Origin of the sequence: Schleiferilactobacillus harbinensis, from assembly GCF_008694105.1 — a bacterium.
Classification (GTDB): Bacteria; Bacillota; Bacilli; order Lactobacillales; family Lactobacillaceae; genus Schleiferilactobacillus; species Schleiferilactobacillus harbinensis.
Map to the genome: position 1 here is coordinate 2802609 of NZ_CP041364.1, position 22267 is coordinate 2824875.

Below are 22267 nucleotides of genomic sequence, written 5' to 3' on the forward strand. Positions count from 1 at the left end.
TGGCGAATGGCTGAAAATATTATTGATGTACTTTACAGCAGGCAGCCGGGACTCTCGGCGACGGAACGCAAAATTGCAGCGGTCATCCTGGCCGACCCGGGCAAGACGGTGAACATGACGATTTCAGAACTGGCCCAGGCCGCGGCGGTGAGTGATGCCTCAGTATCCCGGTTTTGCCGGACTCTTGGACTGGCCGGTTTCCATGAATTGAAAATTGAATTGGCCAAGGTGGCGGAGGATAAGGACAGCTACTATCGCCGGGTGGATCCCAATGACTTGGAAAAGTCGCTGCAAGGCATCGCCCAGAATAAGGTGGCGGAGATCACCGGGACCTTGAGCCGGACGCCGGCAACGACGGTGCGCCGGATTTTGCAGGCGCTGCAAACCGCCAGCATGGTCCAGGTCATCGCGGCGGGCGGGACGTTCCCGGTGGCCGCCGACGCGGTGTATAAATTCAATCAATTGGGCATTCTGGCGGTGGCTAACCAGTCTTGGGAAACGGCGATCGGGCAGACGATGAATTTACCGAAGCAGGCAGTGATGCTGGTGATTTCCAACTCTGGCGAGACTCGGAATTTATTGAAGCAAATGGCGGTGGCCAAGGACCAGGGCGTGCCGGTCATTGCCATCACCAACCGAGCGGATTCGCCGATCGGGCTGCAAGCCGACCTGCATCTGATCACGGCTGTCCGGCAGCAGATTCTGCAATCGGAGTATTTCTTTTCCCGGGTGGCGGCGATGAGCGCCGTGGAGGCGCTGTTCTTGCTGCTGCTGGCACAAAACAAGCCGTATCTTGACCACATCAAGCAGCATGAGGCCTTGGTGGCCGCGACGAAGCTGTAACCAGCAGGTGCCGGCTGCCGCAGGAATGCGTATAATACTAGCGACAGTACTTATTACGTTGTAGAAAACAGTTGATTAATTGTGAAAGTGACGATCAAAGATATCGCCGCCGCCACCGGCTTATCCACCGCCTCCGTCTCCCGCATCCTCAATCAGCGCGGCCGGTATAGCGCCGCTTCGGCGAAGCGGGTGCATGATGCAGCGGCCGATTTGGGTTACTTCAAAAATCGATCGGCTGCGGATTTGGCGAGTCAGCGCAACCATACGATTGGCGTTATTAATTACCCGGCAGAAACAAACGCCAACGATCAAGTCATTCAGGGCATCATGGCAGAGGCCAACCGGCTGGCGATGGATGTGATGATCATGTACGCTGCTCGGGATGATCAAGCCGTTATTGCCAAGACGGTGCAAAATATGATTGAGCGCCGCGTATTTGCGGTCATGTTTTTGTCCGTCCGACCTGATCAAGCGATTATTGATACGCCGAGCCAATATTTATCCCCAAGAAGTTGCCAGTGCCAGTGATTTGAATATTTCTTCCATCTCGTCGGACGACTTTCAAATCGGATATCAAGCGACTAATCTCCTGTTTCAGCGCGGCTATCGGCATGTTGCCTTTGCCGGGGCTGATCCGCAGCAGGATATTATTGGCCGCTATCGCTATGCCGGTTATACCGCGGCTCTGCATCAGCAGTCCGCCGCACCGATTTTAACCATTAAAGGCGTTATAATCTTTGCCCGAATATGAAATTCATGGCGACGCCGCCGGTTAACGGGGATCTGTCTGAATTGATCGTCTATTCGCAAGATTTCTTATTCCCCATTCCCGATAATATGAGCTACGAAATTGCGACCTTGAATGAACCGTTCTCCGTGAGCATCCATACGGCGCAATTACTGGAGATTAAGCCAGGTTCGTCGGTCTTCATTTCAGGCGGCGGTCCAGTGGGGCTGCTGGCGATTTTGGCGGCCCGGACCTTTGGTGCGAAACAGATCATCGTCAGTGATACGCAAGCCCTGCGATTGTCGACGGCCAAAAAGATGGGCGCTGATCGGGTCATTAATGCCTTAGAGGAAGATCCGCGGGACGTGATTCCGACGCTGACCAATGGCGAAGGCGTGGATTTCGTCATTGAAGCATCAGGCAATCCCAAGGCGGAACGGACGGCGCTGCGCACGTTGAAGCGCGGCGGCAAACTGGCATACATTGGTGTGCCGACCACCGATGCCGTTCCGCTGGATATTCCATTTATGACGGACCACGAGACGCGAGTCTTCGGTGTATTTCGCTATGCCAATACGTATGCGCTGGGTTTGGAGATCTTGGAAAAGAATATGGCGTTAGCCGAAAATCTGCTGACGGATTTCTATCCGTTAAGTGAAACGAAGGATGCGTTGGAAAAGACCCGGACGGATAAGGGCGACTCGCTCAAAGTCGTGATCTACCCGAACGAACAGCTGCGGCATAATTAATCCGGCCGCTGACAGTTAGCCGATACGCCATAGCGGGATCGGGACAAAACTCTGATTTTAAACGTGACTAGTGCCAATGCGTAGCAACCGGAGGCAAAATGGGCTCAGTGGTGGAAACCACACGGCGGCTTGCCGCCGATGTGGTTAGGCGACTTTGAGACTGCGAAGCAGGCTCAAAGCGCCGTCACCACTAGCTGACGCACTAACTTCGTGTCGCCAGCCCAATTTTGCCGGAGGTTGCGAAGCATTGGCACGGCGTTTCAGAAGGAGTTTTGTCCCAGTCCCGCTATTTGTATATTTGTATCCCACTGGTTGATTTTTAGACGAATTAGTTGACAACCACTCCATATACTTTCCCTGCCCAGGCCCTTAGAATAAGCAGTGTAGAAAGAAGGCAAACGTGATGCGAGTGAATATTGGGCCGGTCTTTAGTGGTCCAGCGCAAAGAGCGGGGGATCACCCAGCAGGAGCTGGCCGATTTTATCGGCGTGTCCAAGGCGGCGGTTTCCAAGTGGGAAACCGGCCAGACCTATCCGGACATTACCCTGCTGCCGGCCCTAGCGGCTTACTTTGATTTACGGATCGATGATCTGCTGGATTACGAGCCGCAGTTATCAGCAAAAGAAATTCGGACCATTTACAGGTCGTTAAACGCGGCTTTTGAAACTGATTCCGGAGCCGAGGTGCTGCGCAAGATTCGCAGTTTTGTTCGGCGGTATTATGCCTGTTACCCATTTATTGAACAAATGGGTTTGCTGCTGCTGAACCATTACGATCTGCTGCCCGGCAAAACGAATGAAGAGAAGCTGGCCTTGTATGCGCCAGAGGCGCAAAAGCTCTTCGTGCGGGTGCGGGAAAACGCCCAGGATGTCGCTCTGGTGACCCAGGCCCGCAGCTTAGAGGGGTACACCTTGATTATGCAGAACAAACCCAAAGAAGCACTGGCGTTACTGGGCACGCGCACGCCGGCTTACCTGCCGGCCGAGAGTCTGATCGCCACGGCGTTCCAGCAATTGCAGCAAATTCCAGAAGCCCAGGCCGTCTATCAAAGTGCCCTGGCCCAAGACCTCAGCATCATGATGAGCCAGTTCGCCAATTACTTGCAGCTATTGATAGGGGACCCGCCTAAGTTTGCGGAAACCTATCGGCGCGGCACCGGTGTCGCTGCCGTGTTCCACTTCGACCAGTTGAATCCGGTGGCGATGATGAATTTTCAACTCTCTGCTGCCGCTGGCTTTGCCCAACAAAAGCAGACGGACGCGCTGTTCCAGGCGCTGACGGCCTTTGTCGCGCTGCTGACCCGCACGGTGTTTCCCGTGAAACTGCACGGTGATGACTATTTTGACCAGATCGATGATTGGCTGGATCATCTGGATTTAGGCACGCAGCTGCCCCGAGATCCGATCCAGGTGCAGGCCAGCTTGCGGGATTTTGTGCTGGCTAATCCGCTGCTCGCCCCGTATCAGGATGATCCCCGGTTACAGGCCTTGCAGCAGCAATTGAAGGAGAAGAAATCATGAACAATAATTGGCAACTATTTGCAGATAATTTACCCATTTTTATCCCCATTATTATTTTGGAACTGGCGTTGATGATCACCGCCTTGATCCATGTGCTGCGCCATCCCCACTACCGCTTCGGCAACAAAGTCCTGTGGATCATCATCGTGGTCGTCTTCCAAATCATCGGGCCGATCGTGTATTTTGCCTTTGGCCGGGGAGATGATTTTCGTGGGTGACATTTTGACTGTCCAGCACGTGCAGAAATCCTTTGGCAGCAAGCACGTGCTGCAAGACGTGGACTTCAGTATTCCGACAGGCTCAATTTTTGGCTTTGTCGGCGAAAATGGCGCGGGCAAGACCACGACGATGCGCATGATTCTGGGGTTAGAAAAGCCCGATGAGGGCACGATCACCGTGGGCGGCGAGCCGGTGACCTTCGGCGCGACCAAGACCAACCGGATCACGGGCTACTTGCCGGATGTCCCGGCGTTTTACGATTATATGACACCCGCTGAGTATCTTGATTTGTGTGCCCGCATTACCGGGATTGATCAGCGCCGCCAGCGGATTGCTAAGATGCTTGACTTGGTGGGCTTAAAGCCGGACAAACACCGCATCCGCGGGTTCTCCCGGGGAATGAAACAGCGGCTGGGCATTGCCCAGGCGTTATTGAATGAACCCCGGCTGCTGATCTGCGACGAGCCGACCAGTGCGCTGGATCCAGCGGGGCGCAACGAGTTCTTGGAATTGCTGGCGTCGTTGCGGGGCCAGGTCACGGTGCTTTTTTCCACCCATATCCTCAGTGACGTGGAGCGGATCAGCGACCGGGTAGGCATTCTTCACGACGGTCGGCTGCAGGCCTGCGACACCCTGGTCAATCTGCACAAGCAGTTCGGCCGTTCCCAAATCGTGCTGACGCTGGCAGATGGGGCGACCGCCCAGCGCTGTCGCCAGGCGTTGGCACCGCTGGCTGTCCAGGCCCAAGGCACAATAGTGACCGTGACGTATCATGGCGATTATGCCGCCACGGTCAGCCAGATCTTACGGGCCCTGGTGGCGGCCAATATTGCGCCGGTTAGTCTGCAGCAGGAGAACCCGACGCTGGAACAAATTTTTTTGGAGGTGATTGGTGATGCGCACGCTGCCCACGATGCTTAGAAAAGAACTGCTGGAAACCTGGCGCACCTATCGTTTCTTGATTCTGGCGGTGGTGTTCTTGATTTTCGCCTTGATGAGTCCGCTGATTGCCAAACTGACTCCGGACATTATGAAAATGAGTTTCGGTAAAAGCCTGGGTATCCAGCTGCCCAAACCCACCTCGGTGGATTCCTGGACCCAGTTCTATAAAAATATCGGGCAGATGGGGATCTTTGTAGTAGCAATCATGTTCAGCGGCACCATGAGCCAAGAGCTGGGCAAGGGGACGCTGGTCAATCTGGTCACGAAGGGCCTGCCCCGCTGGGTCGTGGTCTGCAGCAAATACATCAGTCTGCTGCTGCAGTGGGTCGTGATCTTAACCGCCAGCTTCCTGGTCACCTGGGGGTATACCGCTTATTATTTTCCAGACCATAAGACGCCCCACATTTTCTTGGGCTTTTTACCGCTGTTGGTGTTTGGTATGTTCTTTCTGGCGGTGATTCTATTCGGCTCGACTCTGGCTCGGAACAGTTACAGCGGGTTGCTGTTCACCATCTTAGTGATGGGCGTGCTGTACCTCGTGAATCTCTTTAAAGCCGCGCAGAACTATAACCCAGTTACGTTGATCGGCGATAATATGGCCATTACGCAGGGGACGAAAACGCTCGTGAAGATCGCCCCTGGGATGGCCGTTGCAGTGGCCGCCGCGGTTTTGCTGGTCATTGGGGCGGTGGCGGTGCTGAACCGGCAAAAGCTGTAATATCTAACAGTTTCGTAACATGTAAGCCAATTCATTGCGTTGGGTCCTGGTTAGCTTGTACAATTAACATGAAGCTATATCTGTGAAGGGAGTCCACCCATGAAAAAGGTACTGCGTATTTTGCAGGGTGTTGGCAAATGGATCGGTTTTGTTCTGCTTGCGTTTATCACCGGGATCGTGATTTCATTTAACACGTCACCGAAGCTGTTCGCCTCCATCATCGCCCAGATGCCGCAATTGGCTAAGGTGGGCCCGTCGCCTAAGGGCTGGGACCAGTATGAACGGCAGGTGGACCGGCACAGCAACATTGTTTATCCGTCTAAGTACACGAACAACACTCTGGATCTTTATACACCAAAGAAGAATCAGGGCAAGCAACCCGTGATCTTTTGGCTGCACGGCGGGGCGTTTGTCTCCGGCAGTAAAGAAGGCGTGCGGGATTGGGCCTATAAGATGACTGCGACCCAAGGCTATAACGTGGTCGCCGTTAATTACGAGGTCGCGCCTAATGCCCAATATCCCGACCAGATCATCCAACTGGGCGAAGCGATCCACTACTTCCAGACCCATCAAGCGGACTATCCGCAGTTGGACATGAACAAGATCATTATTGGCGGCGATTCCGCGGGGGCCCAGATGGCCTCGCAGTATATCGCCGTCCAGACCAATCCGGCGTTAGCCAAAGATATGAATCTGACCCCGCAGCTGCAGCCGAAGCAGATCATCGCGGCGGTGCTTTATTGCGGTCCGTACGACATGAAGACGCTGGCCACGATTCAAAACAAGGCCTTGCAGTTCATGGTCAATCAGCTCGGCTGGGCCTACATGGGCAGCCGGGACTGGGTCAACTCCGATATGGCGCGCCAGTCGTCAACCACCGATCAGGTCACAGCGGATTATCCGCCGACGTTCTTAACAGACGGCAATACCGGCTCCTTTGAAGGCCATGCCCAGAAACTGGCCTCGGTCTTGAAGGCCAACGACGTACCGGTGTCTGCGTTATTCTTTGGGCCGGACCAAGCTGTCTATCATGAATATCAATTCACGCTGCGCTCGAAGAACGCCCGCCTCGCCTTCGACCGCACGACCGAATTCCTTAATCAGTATCGCTGATGCGGACACTGGTTTTGATTGGTCACCCAGATTTGGCGCATTCGGGTACCCAGGCTTTTTTGCAGGCGGCGGCCGGGGCGCTGACGGATGCGGATGAATGGGATATCAGTGTGCAAGGGGTTCCAGATTCGGCAGAAATTTTACGGCTGCAGGGTGAAATGCGCCGTTATGACCGTTTGATTTTTCAATTTCCTTTATACTGGTATAGTATGCCTGGGGTCTTCAAACAGTGGCTCGACACTGTTTGGACGACCCCCTTTGTGTCTGGCCGGCCGGGGGAAGCGCCCCCCTTGGCCGGTAAGGAGCTGGGCATCGTTGTGACCTTCAGTCAGGCGCAGCAGGATTACCGGCTGGGCGGCCGGGAACATTTCTCCCTCAGTGAATTATTGCGGCCCATCGCCGCCTTGGGGCTGGCCGCTCAGATGCAGCTGCTGCCGATTTTCCCAGTGGCCCAATTCGGGTACATGACGGAGCGGGAGCGCCAGCATCTGCTGGTCACCTATGCCCAGTATCTGAGCCTGCCCGCTGGCGCGCACTTCGCGGACCGGGCCCAATGGTTTGTGGCGTGGCTGACGCAGCATGCCAGTGCCCACAGCGATTACGCGGCTTGGGCGGCGGCCTTGACCGCCCAGCAGGAACAGTTGGCGGATTTACATGATACGTTGGCTGAAATGCGGCGGGAAGAGGATGATGCGTTATGATGGACGGAGAACAACAGGATGCACTAGCGGCCGCGATTCGCCAGCAGGCTCAGCAGACGGCAGATTACGTTGATCGGGCGGTACTGCTGGAATTGGCGGATTTTGCGGAAGCTCAGCAGCGGCGGATCACGACGACCGGCGGCGAAATCGATGGCCGGTCGTGGGACCACGAGCACTGGTAAACAGGGAGGTTGAGTTGATGGAATGGGCAGCAGGGAGTGCGAACGGATTATTTCCAGGGATTCATTTTAGCGGCCGCTGGGTTCCCCGGCGCGTTGCTGAACAGGACGCGATGTACACGACGAATCTCGGAGCCGCCGTTCATTTCCAGATCGACGGAGCCAGCAGTACGATTCTGCATTTTGTGGAAACACCGCGGCCGGTTCCCAGTCAAATTGCAATTCAAATCGACAACGGCCGGTTTGTGCATTTTGATTTGGCCCACGCGCCGGTGATGCTGGCCACCACGCCGACGACCCACCAGATCACGGTGGTAATGTCGGGGAATACGGATAACGATCCGGTCTGGGCGGCTGACCAGGATGCAGGCTTTGCCTTTACCGGGGTCACCCTGCCCAACGGCGGCTGGTTTTCACCCATTGTCCCGGCTGGCCCGCGCCTGACGTTCATCGGCGACTCGATCACTGCCGGCTGCTGGGTGACGGGCAAGCAGCCCAGCAAAGACTACCGGGCGGAGGCCGCGTATGCGGCCCTCACGGCAGCCCGCATGGATGCGGAAGAGACCCGCATTGCCTACAGCGCCGCCGGTGTCTTGAAACCAGGGACAGGCGGGGTACCCCGGGCGAAGGATTTCTTCGGCCATCTGGATAACCGCACGCCCTGGGCGGTGGATACCGATCAGGATGCGGTGATCATCAATCTGGGAACCAATGATCGCAGCTATCCTGTGGAGCAGTTTGTCACAGCGTATGTCCGGTTAGCCGCCCAACTGCGGGGCGTCTACGATGATGTACCAATTTTTCTGATGATCCCGTTTAACCAAGCCTTCGCTGAACCGATTCGGCATGTGGCCAGGCGGGGGGATCGGTTGCAAATTATTGAAACCAAAAATTGGGACATTGATACAACCGATGGCACTCACCCGAATCTGGCCGGCCACCAAACCGCCGCGACCCATTTGGTGGGGGTACTGCAAAAGGCGCTGCAACATAATGAATAAATTCCAAAAAATCCAGCCCGGCGGTCATATCGGGCTGGATTTTGTTATTTTTAGAATTTTTGTGAGCGTGCCCACTGAATAAAAGTAAGAAACGTGCTACGCTAGTATTGTGGATTGCAAGCAACTGTTTTATAATAACTGGCAATTTACCAAAGGTGCGCCGATCCGCATCAAATATTTTTGAAGGGTGTGTTATTTAATGGCAAAACTGACACCAGAGATGAAGGACTTAATGGATAAGGGCTTGGCTTTCTTGGCCACTGCCGATGAAAACGGCAATCCCCAAGTCGGTCCTAAGGGAACCATGCGGGTCTATGATGATGAGCACCTGATTTATAACGAAGAAACCGGCCGCCAAGCCTGGCACAATATCCAAGCCACCGGCAAAGCCGCCGTGGCGTTCCACCCAACCCCCGGTCTGAAGGGTTTCCGGGTTGAGGGCAAGGCCAAGACATACACTGACGGCCCGTACATGGAAGCCGCCAAGAAATTCGTTGAAGGGACTAAATTGCCGCAACCGCTAGCCGCGGTCATCATCAATGTCGACCGGATCGTCACCTTGGATGCTGGTCCGGATGCAGGTAAAGAATTGGCCAACGATCCAGTTAAGGATTAATTTCTCAGTCACTACCGGTCAATAGGGGAGGAGCCCGTTAAGATGAGTGAAACCGCATTGGCACCAGAAAATACGCTGCTCGGCGTGCACCACGTCACTGCCATTACCAGTGACGGTCAAAAGATTTTTGATTTCTTCGCCAAGATTCTCGGGATGCATTTAATCAAGAAGACAGTGAACCAGGATGATGTGGAAACGTACCATCTGTATTTCACAGACGATAAAGGGGCACCCGGTACGGATATGACATTCTTTGATTTCCCGGGGATTCCTAAGGGCATCAAAGGTACCAATTCGATTTCCCGGGTTTCTTTCCGGGTTCCGAATGACGCGTCCCTGGCGTATTGGGAAAAACGGTTCACGGAGCACAACGTGGCCCATGAAGCGATCAGTACCCAATTCGGGGCAAAGGTATTGCCGTTCCATGATTTCGATGATCAGCAGTATCAATTAATTTCTGACGAAGACAACCACGGGGTGCCTGGCGGTACGCCGTGGCAAAAGAGCCCGGTGCCGCCGGAATACGCCATTCAGGGGTTGGGCCCGGTGCGGGTCACCGTCTATAATCAGGAGCACTTTGACCTGTTGCTGCGGACCGTGATGGGCTTCAAGAAAGTGGCCGAAGAGGGTCAGTTTACCCTGTATGAAGTCAACGACGGCGGGCATGGCGGTCAGATCGTCCTGGAACATCGGGAAGACCTGCCCCTGGCGGTTGAGGGCTACGGCAACGTGCACCATGCCGCTTGGCGGGTGCCGGATCGCGGCCGGTTGGATTATTGGATCTATCGGTTGAAGTCCTTCGATTTGCCCCAATCGGGCTATATTGATCGCTATTACTTCAAGTCCGAATACTTCCGGGCCGCACCGCAGATTTTGTTTGAAATTGCCACCGACGGCCCGGGCTTCTTGCAGGATGAAACCTACGAAGAAGCCGGCATTCACTTGGAGCTGCCGCCATTTTTGGAACCCCATCGGGCAGAGATTGAAGCCAATCTGCACCCGCTGAACACGGAGATATAGCCCATGGCCCAATTAGGAGACGATATCTTTTATACCTACCGGCCGGGGCGGGCGAACTATAGCCCGGTCCTGCTGCTGCATGGGACTGGCGGAGAAGAGACTGATCTGTTGGACATTGGCGCTGGCCTTTTTCCGGACAGTCCGTTGATTGGGCTGCGCGGCCGAATCCAAGAAAACGGCCAGACCCGGTACTTCAAACACACCCCCACGGGCGGTTTTGATGCTCAGGATCTGGTCGCGGGTGAAAAATGGCTGCTGACGAGTATGGTTGCGTTGTTGAAACACCTCGATCTGCCGGCGGCGCCGCCAATCGTGATCGGATATTCCAATGGGGCTAACATTGCAGCAGACTTGATGCTGCGGGGCGGGCCGGTGTTCCACGCGGCGATCCTGCTGCATCCGATGGCCGTCAGTGATCCTGTGCCTAAACGGGATAATACCCCGCTAGCTGGGATTCCGGTCTGGCTGTCCCACGGCCGGGACGACCGCATTGTCCCGGTGCCCACGTTCAACGCCTTGGTCCAGGGTTTCATTGACCAGGGCGCGCAAGTCTTTACCCATGCCAGTGATGCCGGCCACCAGATCACGCTGCAAGAAATTGAAGGGGCCCGCCTCTGGCTGGACCGGTTCGAGCAGCCTGACGATACTGAAGGAAAGCAGTGATTCGATGCAAGCATTCGGCTTTGACAAGTTTGGTGGACCCGCGGTCTTCCAAACCATTGAAAAACCAACCCCGACGCCCAAAGCGGGCCAAGTCGCCATCGACGTGATCGGTTTCGGCTTTAATCCCTATGACGCCAGCCTGCGCCGCGGCGATCAAGCCACGGCCCGGCCGCTGCCGTTCCCGATCATTCCCGGTCAGGATGTCGTGGGGAAGATCAGCGCCCTCGGCGAAGGGGTAACAGACTATGCCATCGGTGATATCGTAATGAATCATCGGCCCCTGCGCGGGTACTCAGAAGTAGTGACGGCTTCTTTGGCCAAAGTGGCGCCGAAGAGTGCCGCGCTGTCCTTCCTGGATGCAGCCGCTCTGCCCAATGTGGGCACGGTGGCCTATGCGCTGGTCCATTCTTTGGGCCAGTTGCAAAAGGGCCAAAACGTCGCCGTCATTGGGGCCAGCGGCAGTGTGGGCAGTCTCGCGGTGCAGCTGGCGAAATATGCTGGCGCCCGCGTGCTGGCCATCGCTGGTGAACGGCACAAAGATTTTATTCATTGGCTGACGCCGGACGATGTGTATTATTACGACGGGGTCGCCAAGCGGGATAACGCTTGGGCCCAGCGGTTCGACTTGGTTGTTGACGCGGCCACTATGGGGGCCAACGGCGAGTTGGCCGCTTGGCTGGTAAAACCGACCGGTATCGTGACCACCGTGGGCGAAACCAGCACGATCCCAGCCGCGGCCGGGGTGACCCTCCGAGCGGCCGGCGGCAAGCAGGAGACCAGCGACCATGATATTCTCATGTATTTCAACCACATGGCGGATACCTATGGCCTGACGATTCGCGTTGCCGACAATGTACCATTCAGTGCCGCCGGTGTGCAGCAGGCCCATGAACTGCTGGATCAAGGCGGCGTCCCGGGTAAGATCGTGGCGGTCCGGCCCCATGGCCGGACAACGGTAAGAGGTCGTTAAACGGGCGTATATGAAAAAGTGGCGCAACCCTCTAACATAAGGATTGCGCCACTGCTGTACTCGAATTATTTATTCGTGGCAGATCTCCTGCACTTTCGGTGACCAGGGTAAATAGTCCTGTAGGACCGTCAAGTCCCCGGGCACCGGCAAATTAGGTAATGCCGCAAACAAATAGTTCAAGTATTGACGAAGGTCGAGGTGATTTATCTCTGCAGTTTTGAGCACACTTAATAAGATGCCCGTCGCTACGGCGCCGCGTTTGCTCTGTGAGAAGAGCCAATTTTTGCGGCCCATCACCAGCTCTTTGACGGCTCGTTCGGCCCGGTTATTGGATAACTCCAACCGGCCGTCTTGGAGAACCGCCCGTAATCCTACTTCATGGCCCAGTGCGTATTCAACTGCGCGACCAAGTTTGGATTTCGGTAAGTAACTGTCACCCAATTCAAACAACCATTTGAAGAAGGCATCCATCTGCGGCTGGAGGTGTTCTTTACGCTGCGCAAGTCGCTCAGTTGCGGGCAGGCCACGCCATCCCTGTTCCAAGTGGAACATCTCATTACAGTATTGCCGACCAATGGGTGCCAATCCGGTATCACCACCGGTAACCGCTTCGTCGAACTTCCGCCGGACGTGCGCCCAGCAATAAACATTGGTCAGATCCGGCAACCGGGGATACACAGCATAGCCATCGGTCTGCAGGTATTTCGTATATCCCTTAAGGAAGCGCTCAGCTTCGCCGTACCCGCGGGTGTCGCCGTGGTCATACAGGATAATTTGATGCTCCGCAAACTTGCCTGAGGTGTAAACCCAGTAATAGGTCTTGGCCTTCTTGATGGCGAGCACCCGGTAGGGCGTCTCATCGGCGTGAATGATATCCTGGGCCAGCAGTTCTTGATGCATCAAATTGTAGAGCGGCCGCAGATATTCTTCGGCTGCCTTGATAGGCCAACCAGACAGGGCTTGCCGGGTAAAATCTGCGCCACGATTATGCCAGAGCTTTTCTTGCCGGTAATCCGGCACTTTATAGATAAATTTGGTCAAGATTGATTCGGTCACGACCGCATTTGAAGCCATACTGTGGGAGATCACGGGCTTCGGTACGTCTGCTTTCTTGGTGATTACCTTACCGTGGTCTTGTAAACACTGCTCGTTAGTGCAGACGTAAGTGTGCTGGTAAACAGTGGTGGCCAACAACTTAACGGGGACAAAGTCGACCTCTTTACGTACGGCTGTCCGCCCAATATCGGCCATCATCTTCCCACATCCTGGGCAAATCTGATCTTCAGTGTCTAAAGTATAGTCGCGAGTGTTTTGTGGTAATTGACTCAGGTCCATCGATTTTCGGTGAACCACTTTCTTAGGGCGTTTCTTGACTGGCTCGTCTTCGCCACTCGCCTTGGCGACCGCTGCTTGTTCTTCCTGGGTGAGCACGTGTTCGTTGAAGAGGTTGGTTTGCCCATCTGGCAAATTTTGGCTGGATTCGCGGCGACGACCATAGAGAACACGTTTCAATACGGCCAGCTGCTCCTGCATCTGTTGGTTTTCGTGGAGTAAATTTTGGACGATAGTCCGTAATTGCTCGGGGGTGGCATCTGCGAGTGCAATGCTATTTTTTGGGTCGACCAATGTGTGGCCCTCCTGAATTATTGATTATTGGATTATATCATTTATAGATCATAAAAAGGAAGAGGTAATACCAAATTTCATTTGGCATCCTCTTCCACATTTAATTGGTATATCCGACCCTGCGGTCATGAATGGTACGCCTCTCAATAATACTTAGACCAGTGATCAATCGTTTTAACTGGTAATGGCTTAGTCGTTGTACGTCGGACCGGTTGCGGGGCCATTGCAGGTGGCCGTTCTCGAACCGCTTGTAATAGAGGACGAAGCCGCTGCGATCCCAGTAAAGGGCCTTGAACCGGTCCCGCTGACTGCCGCAAAATAGGAATAGTGAGTGGTCGTACGGGACTTCGTTCTCACCATAGAGTTCCCGCAGTGAGGCAGCTAAACCGTCAATTCCTTTGCGGAGGTCAGTCTTGCCACAGATGATGTAGATGTTAAGTTCTTGGATATTGGGGAACATTACCAGTCAACTCCTGTAAGACGATGTGCCGAGTGCTCCGATCAGCACCATTATAAAAAATCACTTCGGCATCTTTGAGCTTGATTCGAGCAGCTATCTGGGGCTTCCCACCAGTGCTGGGTGTCCGATCTGTCATTTGAACCGGCACAATATCTTTAATTTGAACCATAAAAAGCCTCCTTGTGCACTTGATGACTCAAGCATACAAGGAGGCTACGGCGCGAACCATATACCCGTTTAACGACCGCTTACGGACAACGCGGCACACCCCGCCGAAACAATAAAATAATTGGTTTTGAAAAATCCTCAAAGGCCATCAGTTGGCGTTTGAGGATTTTTTTGTCAGAGGGCGCGGGTGCTCATTTTAGTCCACTAATTTTCTGGGCAGCCGTTCTGCAAACCGAATCGATAATTCCCACGGTGCAATGCCGGTGTGCTGGGCCATATCGGTTAACGTTAGGCGCTGATCGCCATCTTGTCCAAGCAGGGTGACTGGCGTATGGACCGGCAGCGGTCCGGGCAGGCGGACCATGAGCGCATCCATGGTCAGATTACCGATAATCGGGCATTTTTTACCCTGAATCAGTACCGGGAAGCCTTTCAATTTGCGGCTTAGCCCGTCGCCGTAGCCAATGGGGATGGTGCCGATCCATTCCGCGGTGGGGGTGACATAAGTATGACCGTACGACAGGCCCTCACCGGCGGGCACGTGCTTGACCATGATCAATTCTGATTCCAACCGTTCGATCTGGTCTAAATAATTGTCGGGCCGCATCGTGCCCTCTGAGGGTTCCATCCCGTAGACCACGGTCCCGATCCGAATGATATCGGTGGGAACTTCCGCGGCGTGATACATCGCCGCGCCGGAGTTGGCCACGTGGACCATGGGCGGCTGGGGCAGGCCATCGGTGAGGGCGTGCCAGCGGCGCACCTGGCGGTGGAAATAATCTGTTTCAACGGTGTCCGAATCGGCAAAATGGGTCATGAGCCCCTGGTAGGTAAATTGGGTTGGGTGTTGCTGCAGAAAGCGGATACTCTCTTCAATTTCTGCCCGGTTCCGGTAGCCGATGCGGCCCATCCCTGTATCGAGGCCCAGGGAAACCAGTAACGGCGCGGTACCGGTTAGATTGTGCTGCGCCTTTTGGAGCCAGGCCAAACTGGCTACGGTCACAATGACCTGCTGGTCAGCACACGCTTGGGCGTATTGGGCATCCAGCAAGGACATGATGAGAATCGGCGCTTTGATCCCGGCGGCGCGCAGCACGAGGGCTTCGTCCAGTACCGCGACCGCCAATCCTTGAGCGCCGCCGGCGAGGACGGCCCGGCTGACCGGTAGCAAGCCGAAGCCATAGGCGTTATCCTTCACGGCCATAAAAATGGTGCGGCAACCGGATACTTGCCGCACAACGGCCAGATTATGGGCAATGGCTTGCTGAGAAATGAGGAGCCGCGTGGGCCGGTGCTGGGCAACAACCATGGGTCAATTCCTACTTTCTAAGAAAATGAGATTATGGCACATTGGCCCCATTATAGCGAGTCCCCCAAATTGGTGCAAGTCGAGTTTGAAATCCACGCACCAGCGAGTTATTTTATCGGACTTGAATCAACCGCCGTTTAGTGGGAAAATGAGGACGCCGAAATGTGAACGATTACACGACATGGGGGGCAATGATAGAGTGGAGATCAGAAAACAAGTTATCGGCGGGGCGCTTTTGCTGCTGTCGAGTGCAGTTTTGGTCGGGTGCGGGTTGGAGAACCGCACGGCGAAGGCGGCGACCGTGCCAACGACCAAGAGCGGTCAGCATTGGTCGCGCTTTGACCGAAAATTGGCGGCCGCTCAGCACACGGCCCAGAAGAATCGGCCGGCCTTGCTGGCGTCACTCAAGGGATTGAAACCATTTTACAGCGGGGCCGCGTATCTGACACCGCTGCCGACCAAGCTGAAAGACGAAGCCCAGCGGGTCAACACCGTGCTGCGTGGCACCATTGTGCAGACCGACTTTGCGACTTTTGATAACACGGCCCATACGGTTTATACCCTGTTTGTGACCGCTGTGTACCAGGGCGACAGTGCCCTCAGGGGTCAGGAAATCAGTGTTCTGACTGCTGGCGGCAAGATCAAGAATACCGAGCTGGATGCCCAGCGCCAACAGAAACTCACCGCTGCTGAATTACAGGAAAGTACGCTCGTCCGTGCGGATGGGTTTGACCCGGCCGCCCCAGGGGACGAGATCGTTGCCACCCTGACCAAAGTGCACAGCAATGCGTTGAATCGAGCCGTCTACTTAACGATCTCACCGGAATGGCTGTTTTATCGGACCGCCGGGACCCAGAACTTTGTCATGCATGCCCGGCCTACCGCAGCAGAACTGACTGCGGGGCAGCATGGCACAGTGGTCACGCCTGATACGGACAGCGTGAAAGGCCGAATCGTGGCGGATGTGCAAGAGATGGTGGCGACAGGCCGTATTCCTGAATAGCACTCATTGGTCTAGCGTAAGCCCAAAGAGTTGACGGTCATTGATTCACCTAATATAATAAAACTATTGGTAGCGTTTTCATTACCGATGAGAAAACAAGCTCGACACAACGACGCTGGCAGATTCACTCATTTAGATTGGGGCGATGACGATGCGCAAGCTGCAAGTGTTTCTTCTCAAGTATGGATTTACTTTGATATTGATCGTTGGCGGCGCGACAGTGCTATTGTCTAAAACATTTTCCACCGCTCTCTCAGCGCTGGGCGTGGCTGGCGGGACAATTGCCGCGCTGGCCCTTGCGCACTACGGCCAAATGCGGGGACAGCGGCCGGCGGACTAGGTTGCACTTTTTACCACTGCCTGGGCAGCGGCTTTTTGGTGGACTCAGGCCGATTTTGTGTACTGTTTTCTGCAATTTCTGAAAACTGAGGGTTGACACCCGGATGAAACTCCGTTAACATCATCGGCAGACAGCTAAATAACTACCACGAAGAAATAGAGGTTGCGAAATCTATGAGGGCCCTGGAGCATGCGGATGCGCTGAAGGGACCGGAGGAGAGTTCGCCGAAATGGGCAGTGCGCCGTGGCACTGCCTGTTGGGGCCGTTGGGGAATACCTGCGGAACTGTCTTGATCAGCGAGTAAAACATCGCCGGTCAAGGAGCGCTATTCTGGTTCTTGAACGATGAAGAATTAGTCTTAGGCCTTTGTTGAATTCTATCGAATTTGACAAAGGCCTTTTTGGTTCTCTATTTCCCCTCGGTGGTGTTTAAACATTGAAGGGAGAGAATTAGCATGTCGCATTTACTGAAGAAGTGGTGGGCCGCTCTAGCGGTCCTGGGGTTGTTAGGAATCGGCTTGGCGGCTGCGGGCAATACGTCCGTGCAGGCCGCCAGCAAGGACAACGGCGAGTTCAAGGTCGGGATGGAAGCGGGCTATGCCCCGTTCAACTGGACCCAGAGCGACAGCAGTAATGGGGCCGTGAAGATCCAAGGCTCTAACGAATACGCCAACGGGTATGATGTCCAGATTGCCAAGCGGATCGCCAAGGCGCTGGGCAAAACACCGGTGGTCGTGAAAACTGACTGGGACGGCCTGCCGCCGGCCTTAACGTCCGGCAAGATCGATGCCATTATCGCCGGGATGTCCCCGACGCCGGAACGGCGCAAGACGATCGACTTCACCAATACGTATTATGTTTCCAACATGACAATGGTCGTCCGGAAAGACGGCAAGTACGCCAATGCGACATCATTAAAGGACTTCAAAGGGGCCAAGATCACTGGCCAATTGAGCACGTCGGATTACGACGCCATTTCTCAAATCAAAGGGGTTATCAAGGAACCGGCGATGAATAACTTCCCAGCGATGCGGGCGGCCATTGAATCCGGCACGATCGACGGCTATGCGTCCGAAGTGCCGGAAGGCAGTTCCGCGGAAGCCGCGAACCCCAACTTGAAGATGATCCACTTTGCCAAGGGTCAAGGGTTCAAGACGAATCCTGATGAAAGCGACTTGGCCATCGGGGTGCGCAAGGGTTACGAGTACAAAGCTAAGATCAATGAAGTGCTGGCCGGAATTTCCCAAAAACAGCGGACTCAGATCATGAACGAAGCTGTGGCCAATCAGCCGTCCACCGGCAACACCGGCAATTGGTTCGTCAGCTTGATGAAACAATACGGCGGCATGCTCCTGCGGGGCACCGGGATGACTATTTTGCTGGCGGTCGTTGGGACCTTGGTCGGCTTCATCATCGGTCTGCTGGTCGGTATCATCCGGACCATTCCCCGGCCGCGCTCCATGGGTAAGCGGGGCATCCTGCGTTTCTTCGATTGGCTGCTGGCTGTGTACATTGAAGTCTTCCGGGGCACGCCAATGATCGTGCAAGCGGCTGTCCTCTATTACGGCTCTGCCCAGGCGCTGCACTTGAGTATCGACCGTACCGCTGCGGCCCTGATCATTGTGTCCATCAATACCGGGGCGTATATTTCTGAAATTATTCGGGGCGGTATTACCTCCGTGGATGATGGCCAGTTTGAAGCCGCCAACGCGCTGGGCATGACCCATTTCCAAATGATGCGCAAGGTCATTTTGCCCCAAGCCGTGCGGAATTCGCTGCCAGCCGTGACGAATGAATTCATCGTGAACATTAAGGATACATCGGTACTGAGTGTCATTTCGGTTTCTGAACTGTTCTTCTCCGGGGAAACCATCGCCGGACAGAACTTCCAATTCTTCCACACCTACCTGGTTATTTCGGGCATTTACCTGATCATGACCTTCACGATTTCCCGGCTGTTCCGGTTGATCGAGAAGCACATGGATGGGCCGAAGAACTATAACGTGATGAATAATCAGATGCAAGTCGAGACGCCGAAGATCGGTGCCGCTACGAGCAGAAAGGACGCCTAAGTATGAAAGACGAAATGATCTTGCAAGTGCAAAACCTGCATAAGTCCTTTGGGGACCACGAAGTATTGAAGGACATCAATTTGGATGTGCATAAGGGCGAAGTCCTGTCGATCATCGGAGCGTCCGGCAGTGGGAAATCCACCCTGCTGCGGAACATCAATCTGTTGGAGCAGCCCACCGGCGGCGATATTCGCTTCCATGACCAAAGCATCTTAGCCGATGATTTCGACGTCACGCTGTATCGGGCGAAAGTCGGGATGGTGTTCCAGAGTTTCAATCTGTTCAATAACCTGGATGTGCTGCAAAACGTGATGGTCGGTCAGACCACTGTGTTGAAGCGGAATCCGGCTGAGGCTAGGTCGCACGCCATGGCGTTATTGGAAAGTGTCGGTATGGCACCTTACGTTAACGCCAAGCCGGATCAGCTCTCCGGCGGCCAGCAGCAGCGGGTCGCCATTGCCCGGGCGGAAGCGATGGATCCAGAAGTGCTGCTGTTCGATGAACCGACGTCAGCGCTGGACCCCGAGATGGTGGACGAGGTCTTGAACACCATGTCCAAGCTGGCCCACACGGGACTGACGATGGTCATCGTCACCCATGAGATGCAGTTTGCCCGCGATGTGTCGGATATTGTCTGCTTCATGAATGATGGGGTGCTGGCCGAAAGCGGCACGCCAGAGCAGATCTTCGAACATCCGCAGGAACAGCGGACGCAGGAGTTCTTGAAGCGGTATATGAGCCGCGTTTAAGAGTGGTTAAACGAAGAACCGGTGCTGGGGATTTCTCCTCGGCACCGGTTCTTTTTGCCTGGTCACGTCAAGCGCAGCCAGTGGTCAATGTTTTGTTTGCGCACCAGCCGGTAGCTGACGCCTTCAAAAACGAGCCAGACGGTGAGCAGGACGAGGGCGACTGCGGTGATTTCGGACCAGGGCGGGACGAAAGTCAATTCATAAATCGAACCGATTTGGCGTTGCAGCGCGTAACTCAGCGCAGCGCCCAGCACACTGCCCCAGAAGAGACTGATCAGGAGCAGCCGGCCATGTGCCAGCCCCAGCATACGGGTGACTTGGGCCGGGGTCGTGCCGATTGATTGCAGCATCGCGAGTTCACCCCGGCGCTGCAAGAGATTGGCAAAGATATGATCGATGATGTTGGCCAGACTGACCAAACTTAATAAAGCGAGGAAGCTGTAGACGATCACTTGCGCCGCCAGGATGAAGCTGTCGTTGGTTTGGTTTTCGGCGATCCGATCGTAAATGTAGGGCGCGGAGAGGATCTCCTGCACCTGGGCGGCGGTACTGCGGTGTTTCTTCAGATCACGCAAGCGCAGCATGAAGACTGTTTCGCTCACGGGGGTCATCGTTTTGCTGCGGCCTTTGCGGAGCCGCGCATACTGGGCCTGGGAAATGACCAGGCCGCCGCGATCACTGGCGATGGCGCGCAGCATGGGCGTATTGGCCTTGATCATTTGGGCAACGGGCAGCGTGGTGTGCCGGTCAATGATCAGCGAACTGGGCGGGTCCGTTTGGGGAAAGACCCAGCTTTCTTGATGCTGACCGCTGGCGGACACTGTGGTAACGGCCCGGTTCAACAGCGTCATTTGATTATCGAAGTAGCGGGCAAAGACCGCTGGCGGCACCACCAGCAGGTTGAGGTAGATATCGCTGAACCCCTGCGGCCGTTTGGCTAATTGGATGGTACTGACCTGCACCGCCGCGGCTTCTTTAACATTTTTCAGCGTCGCCAGCTGTTGCAGAGGCGCCGTATCGGTACGATTGACCAGTGTGGTTGACACATCAACGCCGGTCCCATAAGTGATCGTGGTGCTCTGCAGCGCGGTCCGAATAAAACTGGTGAAGCCGATAAAAATGACAATGGAGACCGTTAACGCGGTGATCATCGTCCAGCGGGTGCCGCTGTTGCGCCGGTAATTCTTCGCGGCCAATTGCCCCCAGGGGGTGGGCATCAGCCGCTGCCACACACTGGGCCGTAACTGTCGGGCACGCAGATGCGGCGCGGTCAGATTGTCCCGGACGGCGGCTAAGGGTGCGACCCGGGCGGCTCTGGCGGCGGGCCGGGCACTGGCGAGGAATGTGATCAGCAGCATGAAGAGGGCACTGCCGAGCAGCGGCCAAGGGTGCAGGCTGAGGACGAGGTGCATATCGGTCATGCCGGCCGTCGCGAACCGGCGGTTGAGAAAGACCATGACCCCGGCGAGACCGGTCAAGGCCGCTAGATACCCAATGACTAAGGCCGGCAGAATCAGGGCGATACCCTCCCGATAGACCAGCTGCCGGATCTGCTGGGGCGTGGCGCCCAGCGAGCGCAGCAGGCCATAGCGGCGGATTCGGGAGCGCACGCCCAAGTTGATACTGGTATAAATCATGATGCCGGCGGCCAACCCAATGATGGCCAGAACGAGCGCTAAGAAGCCGGTCAGGGCGGCTTTATTGATCAGATCGGCGCCAGCGCCGATGATCGTCAGTGCATTTTCGTTATAAATAATATTGGTTTGACGCGGCTTGACGCCAGCCTGGTCGGCCAACGCCGATACTTGGCTGCGCAGCCGTTTGAGATAGGTCAGGCTGCCAGCGACGTGGACCGTTGGCGTGGCCGCACTGCGGGTACTGTTCGCGGTGATCCACCGGTACGCCCGAGCAAACTGTTGGTAGCCATACATTGTACCGACGACGGTGAAGCGCTGCTCGCCATGGACAGTCTGGAGCGTGAGTGACCGGCCGAGCAGCGATTTTTTTGTCGCGAGATCTGTGGGAACAATTAGTTCCGTATGATTGCGCGGCACCCGGCCGCTCACCAGCAACGGTTTGGCCAATTGCGTGAGCGCCGGTTGATCCATGGCCACGAGTTCTGGCGTTTTGGTCGTTGGGTCCGTGACCCCCTGAGCCTTGGGTAAAGTGAACCGGTCCAAGTTGGCAAAGACGAGGGACTTTTCCACTGCCGCATTCTGCCGTAATTTGGCCGCCTTTTGCCGGGGGACATTGCGAATCACAAATTGCATGCCGCCGGTCTTTTCCAGTTCAGCGTGGTACAGACTGTCTTGACCGCTGGTAAACCCCACCAGTGTGGCCACGACCAGCGTCGCGGCGATGGCCATGGAGAAAATTGTCAGTAGGGTTCGGCTCATTTCGCCCTGTAAGGTCCGCTTGGTGATGCGGTTAATGATGCCCATCGACGCCGCCTCCTATCCGCTGGCTGGTCTTGATGATTGCCGTTGTCATTGCCTGCCACTCCCCTTCCATCTTTCAGCATACGGGCCGTAAGTGACGGGCAAGTGACGACAAGCAATAT

General features: G+C 55.3%; 24 protein-coding genes, 1 pseudogene and 1 riboswitch. Of the genes and pseudogenes, 20 read left to right on the forward strand and 5 right to left on the reverse strand.

Annotated elements, in window-relative coordinates:
• Positions 1-6: 6 nt before the first annotated feature.
• The 16 genes and pseudogenes from FMM01_RS13870 to FMM01_RS13945 all read left to right on the forward strand — a co-directional run bounded on the left by FMM01_RS13870 (position 7) and on the right by FMM01_RS13945 (position 11981).
• Positions 7-843, forward strand: coding sequence for a MurR/RpiR family transcriptional regulator (locus FMM01_RS13870; RefSeq protein ID WP_150392918.1), 837 nt, complete (start codon positions 7-9; stop codon positions 841-843).
• Positions 844-924: 81 nt separating this feature from the next.
• The gene (locus tag FMM01_RS13875; RefSeq protein WP_190973384.1) at positions 925-1371 is read left to right on the forward strand and encodes a LacI family DNA-binding transcriptional regulator; all 447 of its coding nucleotides are present in this window, start codon (positions 925-927) and stop codon (positions 1369-1371) included.
• 1 nt (position 1372) lies between these two features.
• The gene (locus FMM01_RS13880; RefSeq protein WP_150392920.1) at positions 1373-1594 is read left to right on the forward strand and encodes a LacI family transcriptional regulator; all 222 of its coding nucleotides are present in this window, start codon (positions 1373-1375) and stop codon (positions 1592-1594) included.
• A 5-nt stretch (positions 1595-1599) separates the two neighbouring features.
• On the forward strand, positions 1600-2319 hold the full coding sequence (locus tag FMM01_RS13885) for a zinc-binding dehydrogenase (RefSeq protein ID WP_223849959.1): 720 nt from the start codon (positions 1600-1602) through the stop codon (positions 2317-2319).
• A 403-nt stretch (positions 2320-2722) separates the two neighbouring features.
• Positions 2723-3839 (forward strand): annotated as a pseudogene (locus FMM01_RS13890) (helix-turn-helix transcriptional regulator).
• Positions 3836-4057 (forward strand): PLDc N-terminal domain-containing protein, encoded by a 222-nt coding sequence (locus tag FMM01_RS13895; protein ID WP_150392923.1) that lies wholly within the window; start codon positions 3836-3838, stop codon positions 4055-4057. Before FMM01_RS13890 ends, FMM01_RS13895 begins: the two are co-directional and overlap by 4 nt.
• Positions 4050-4979, forward strand: coding sequence for an ABC transporter ATP-binding protein (locus tag FMM01_RS13900; protein ID WP_223849961.1), 930 nt, complete (start codon positions 4050-4052; stop codon positions 4977-4979). The genes FMM01_RS13895 and FMM01_RS13900 overlap by 8 nt, the downstream gene beginning before the upstream one ends.
• Positions 4954-5718, forward strand: a complete 765-nt coding sequence (locus FMM01_RS13905; protein ID WP_027827924.1) for an ABC transporter permease — start codon at positions 4954-4956, stop codon at positions 5716-5718. The genes FMM01_RS13900 and FMM01_RS13905 overlap by 26 nt, the downstream gene beginning before the upstream one ends.
• A gap of 99 nt (positions 5719-5817) precedes the next feature.
• Positions 5818-6831 carry an alpha/beta hydrolase gene (locus FMM01_RS13910; RefSeq protein ID WP_150392925.1) on the forward strand — a complete coding sequence of 338 codons (1014 nt, stop codon included), beginning with the start codon at positions 5818-5820 and terminating at the stop codon, positions 6829-6831.
• Entirely contained in the window at positions 6831-7532 is a 702-nt protein-coding gene (locus FMM01_RS13915) for an NAD(P)H-dependent oxidoreductase (RefSeq protein WP_150392926.1), read from the forward strand. Before FMM01_RS13910 ends, FMM01_RS13915 begins: the two co-directional genes overlap by 1 nt.
• On the forward strand, positions 7529-7714 hold the full coding sequence (locus tag FMM01_RS13920; RefSeq protein WP_035439928.1) for a hypothetical protein: 186 nt from the start codon (positions 7529-7531) through the stop codon (positions 7712-7714). The genes FMM01_RS13915 and FMM01_RS13920 overlap by 4 nt, the downstream gene beginning before the upstream one ends.
• Positions 7715-7731: 17 nt before the next feature.
• A complete protein-coding gene (locus FMM01_RS13925; RefSeq protein WP_150392927.1) occupies positions 7732-8712 on the forward strand; it encodes an SGNH/GDSL hydrolase family protein in 981 nt (326 codons plus the stop codon).
• Between the two features lie 199 nt (positions 8713-8911).
• Positions 8912-9328 (forward strand): pyridoxamine 5'-phosphate oxidase family protein, encoded by a 417-nt coding sequence (locus FMM01_RS13930; RefSeq protein ID WP_027827921.1) that lies wholly within the window; start codon positions 8912-8914, stop codon positions 9326-9328.
• Between the two features lie 42 nt (positions 9329-9370).
• The gene (locus FMM01_RS13935; RefSeq protein ID WP_150392928.1) at positions 9371-10348 is read left to right on the forward strand and encodes a ring-cleaving dioxygenase; all 978 of its coding nucleotides are present in this window, start codon (positions 9371-9373) and stop codon (positions 10346-10348) included.
• A 3-nt stretch (positions 10349-10351) separates the two neighbouring features.
• The gene (locus tag FMM01_RS13940; RefSeq protein ID WP_051225156.1) at positions 10352-11011 is read left to right on the forward strand and encodes an alpha/beta hydrolase; all 660 of its coding nucleotides are present in this window, start codon (positions 10352-10354) and stop codon (positions 11009-11011) included.
• A 4-nt stretch (positions 11012-11015) separates the two neighbouring features.
• Positions 11016-11981 carry an NADP-dependent oxidoreductase gene (locus FMM01_RS13945; RefSeq protein ID WP_190973385.1) on the forward strand — a complete coding sequence of 322 codons (966 nt, stop codon included), beginning with the start codon at positions 11016-11018 and terminating at the stop codon, positions 11979-11981.
• A gap of 69 nt (positions 11982-12050) precedes the next feature.
• Here FMM01_RS13945 and tnpC read toward each other — a convergent pair whose 3' ends face one another.
• From tnpC to alr, 4 genes are all read right to left on the reverse strand, one after another.
• A complete protein-coding gene (gene tnpC, locus FMM01_RS13950) occupies positions 12051-13607 on the reverse strand; it encodes an IS66 family transposase (protein ID WP_150391513.1) in 1557 nt (518 codons plus the stop codon).
• A gap of 100 nt (positions 13608-13707) precedes the next feature.
• Positions 13708-14067 (reverse strand): IS66 family insertion sequence element accessory protein TnpB, encoded by a 360-nt coding sequence (gene tnpB / locus FMM01_RS13955; RefSeq protein WP_057824131.1) that lies wholly within the window; start codon positions 14065-14067, stop codon positions 13708-13710.
• Complete coding sequence (locus FMM01_RS13960) at positions 14042-14236, reverse strand: hypothetical protein (RefSeq protein WP_150391512.1); 195 nt, start codon at positions 14234-14236, stop codon at positions 14042-14044. The genes tnpB and FMM01_RS13960 overlap by 26 nt, the downstream gene beginning before the upstream one ends.
• Positions 14237-14431: 195 nt before the next feature.
• Positions 14432-15544 carry an alanine racemase gene (gene alr, locus FMM01_RS13965; protein WP_027827919.1) on the reverse strand — a complete coding sequence of 371 codons (1113 nt, stop codon included), beginning with the start codon at positions 15542-15544 and terminating at the stop codon, positions 14432-14434.
• Between the two features lie 199 nt (positions 15545-15743).
• On the opposite strand from alr, the gene FMM01_RS13970 reads away from it, so the two are divergent.
• The 4 genes from FMM01_RS13970 (at position 15744) to FMM01_RS13985 (ending at position 19707) form a co-directional block, all read left to right on the forward strand.
• Positions 15744-16547, forward strand: a complete 804-nt coding sequence (locus FMM01_RS13970; RefSeq protein ID WP_150392930.1) for a hypothetical protein — start codon at positions 15744-15746, stop codon at positions 16545-16547.
• Positions 16548-16698: 151 nt separating this feature from the next.
• Complete coding sequence (locus FMM01_RS13975) at positions 16699-16887, forward strand: hypothetical protein (protein ID WP_146995590.1); 189 nt, start codon at positions 16699-16701, stop codon at positions 16885-16887.
• Positions 16888-17035: 148 nt separating this feature from the next.
• A riboswitch (Lysine riboswitch) is annotated at positions 17036-17223 on the forward strand.
• Positions 17224-17341: 118 nt separating this feature from the next.
• Positions 17342-18958 (forward strand): ABC transporter permease subunit, encoded by a 1617-nt coding sequence (locus FMM01_RS13980; RefSeq protein WP_027827916.1) that lies wholly within the window; start codon positions 17342-17344, stop codon positions 18956-18958.
• A 2-nt stretch (positions 18959-18960) separates the two neighbouring features.
• The gene (locus FMM01_RS13985) at positions 18961-19707 is read left to right on the forward strand and encodes an amino acid ABC transporter ATP-binding protein (RefSeq protein WP_027827915.1); all 747 of its coding nucleotides are present in this window, start codon (positions 18961-18963) and stop codon (positions 19705-19707) included.
• Between the two features lie 62 nt (positions 19708-19769).
• On the opposite strand, the gene FMM01_RS13990 is transcribed toward FMM01_RS13985, so the two are convergent.
• Positions 19770-22148: an ABC transporter permease gene (locus tag FMM01_RS13990; protein WP_150392931.1), complete on the reverse strand. Its 2379-nt coding sequence runs from the start codon at positions 22146-22148 to the stop codon at positions 19770-19772.
• Between the last annotated feature and the right edge of the window lie 119 nt (positions 22149-22267).

Coding starts and splice junctions, on each gene's coding strand:
- FMM01_RS13920 (WP_035439928.1), top strand. CDS start 7,529: ATGATGGACGGAGAACAACAGGATGCACTAGCGGCCGCGATTCGCCAG.
- FMM01_RS13975 (WP_146995590.1), top strand. CDS start 16,699: ATGCGCAAGCTGCAAGTGTTTCTTCTCAAGTATGGATTTACTTTGATA.
- FMM01_RS13930 (WP_027827921.1), top strand. CDS start 8,912: ATGGCAAAACTGACACCAGAGATGAAGGACTTAATGGATAAGGGCTTG.
- FMM01_RS13895 (WP_150392923.1), top strand. CDS start 3,836: ATGAACAATAATTGGCAACTATTTGCAGATAATTTACCCATTTTTATC.
- FMM01_RS13925 (WP_150392927.1), top strand. CDS start 7,732: ATGGAATGGGCAGCAGGGAGTGCGAACGGATTATTTCCAGGGATTCAT.
- FMM01_RS13985 (WP_027827915.1), top strand. CDS start 18,961: ATGAAAGACGAAATGATCTTGCAAGTGCAAAACCTGCATAAGTCCTTT.
- FMM01_RS13980 (WP_027827916.1), top strand. CDS start 17,342: ATGTCGCATTTACTGAAGAAGTGGTGGGCCGCTCTAGCGGTCCTGGGG.
- FMM01_RS13940 (WP_051225156.1), top strand. CDS start 10,352: ATGGCCCAATTAGGAGACGATATCTTTTATACCTACCGGCCGGGGCGG.
- FMM01_RS13870 (WP_150392918.1), top strand. CDS start 7: ATGGCTGAAAATATTATTGATGTACTTTACAGCAGGCAGCCGGGACTC.
- FMM01_RS13935 (WP_150392928.1), top strand. CDS start 9,371: ATGAGTGAAACCGCATTGGCACCAGAAAATACGCTGCTCGGCGTGCAC.
- FMM01_RS13905 (WP_027827924.1), top strand. CDS start 4,954: ATGCGCACGCTGCCCACGATGCTTAGAAAAGAACTGCTGGAAACCTGG.
- FMM01_RS13990 (WP_150392931.1), bottom strand. CDS start 22,148: ATGGGCATCATTAACCGCATCACCAAGCGGACCTTACAGGGCGAAATG.
- FMM01_RS13945 (WP_190973385.1), top strand. CDS start 11,016: ATGCAAGCATTCGGCTTTGACAAGTTTGGTGGACCCGCGGTCTTCCAA.
- FMM01_RS13910 (WP_150392925.1), top strand. CDS start 5,818: ATGAAAAAGGTACTGCGTATTTTGCAGGGTGTTGGCAAATGGATCGGT.
- alr (WP_027827919.1), bottom strand. CDS start 15,544: ATGGTTGTTGCCCAGCACCGGCCCACGCGGCTCCTCATTTCTCAGCAA.
- FMM01_RS13915 (WP_150392926.1), top strand. CDS start 6,831: ATGCGGACACTGGTTTTGATTGGTCACCCAGATTTGGCGCATTCGGGT.
- FMM01_RS13960 (WP_150391512.1), bottom strand. CDS start 14,236: ATGGTTCAAATTAAAGATATTGTGCCGGTTCAAATGACAGATCGGACA.
- tnpB (WP_057824131.1), bottom strand. CDS start 14,067: ATGTTCCCCAATATCCAAGAACTTAACATCTACATCATCTGTGGCAAG.
- FMM01_RS13885 (WP_223849959.1), top strand. CDS start 1,600: ATGGCGACGCCGCCGGTTAACGGGGATCTGTCTGAATTGATCGTCTAT.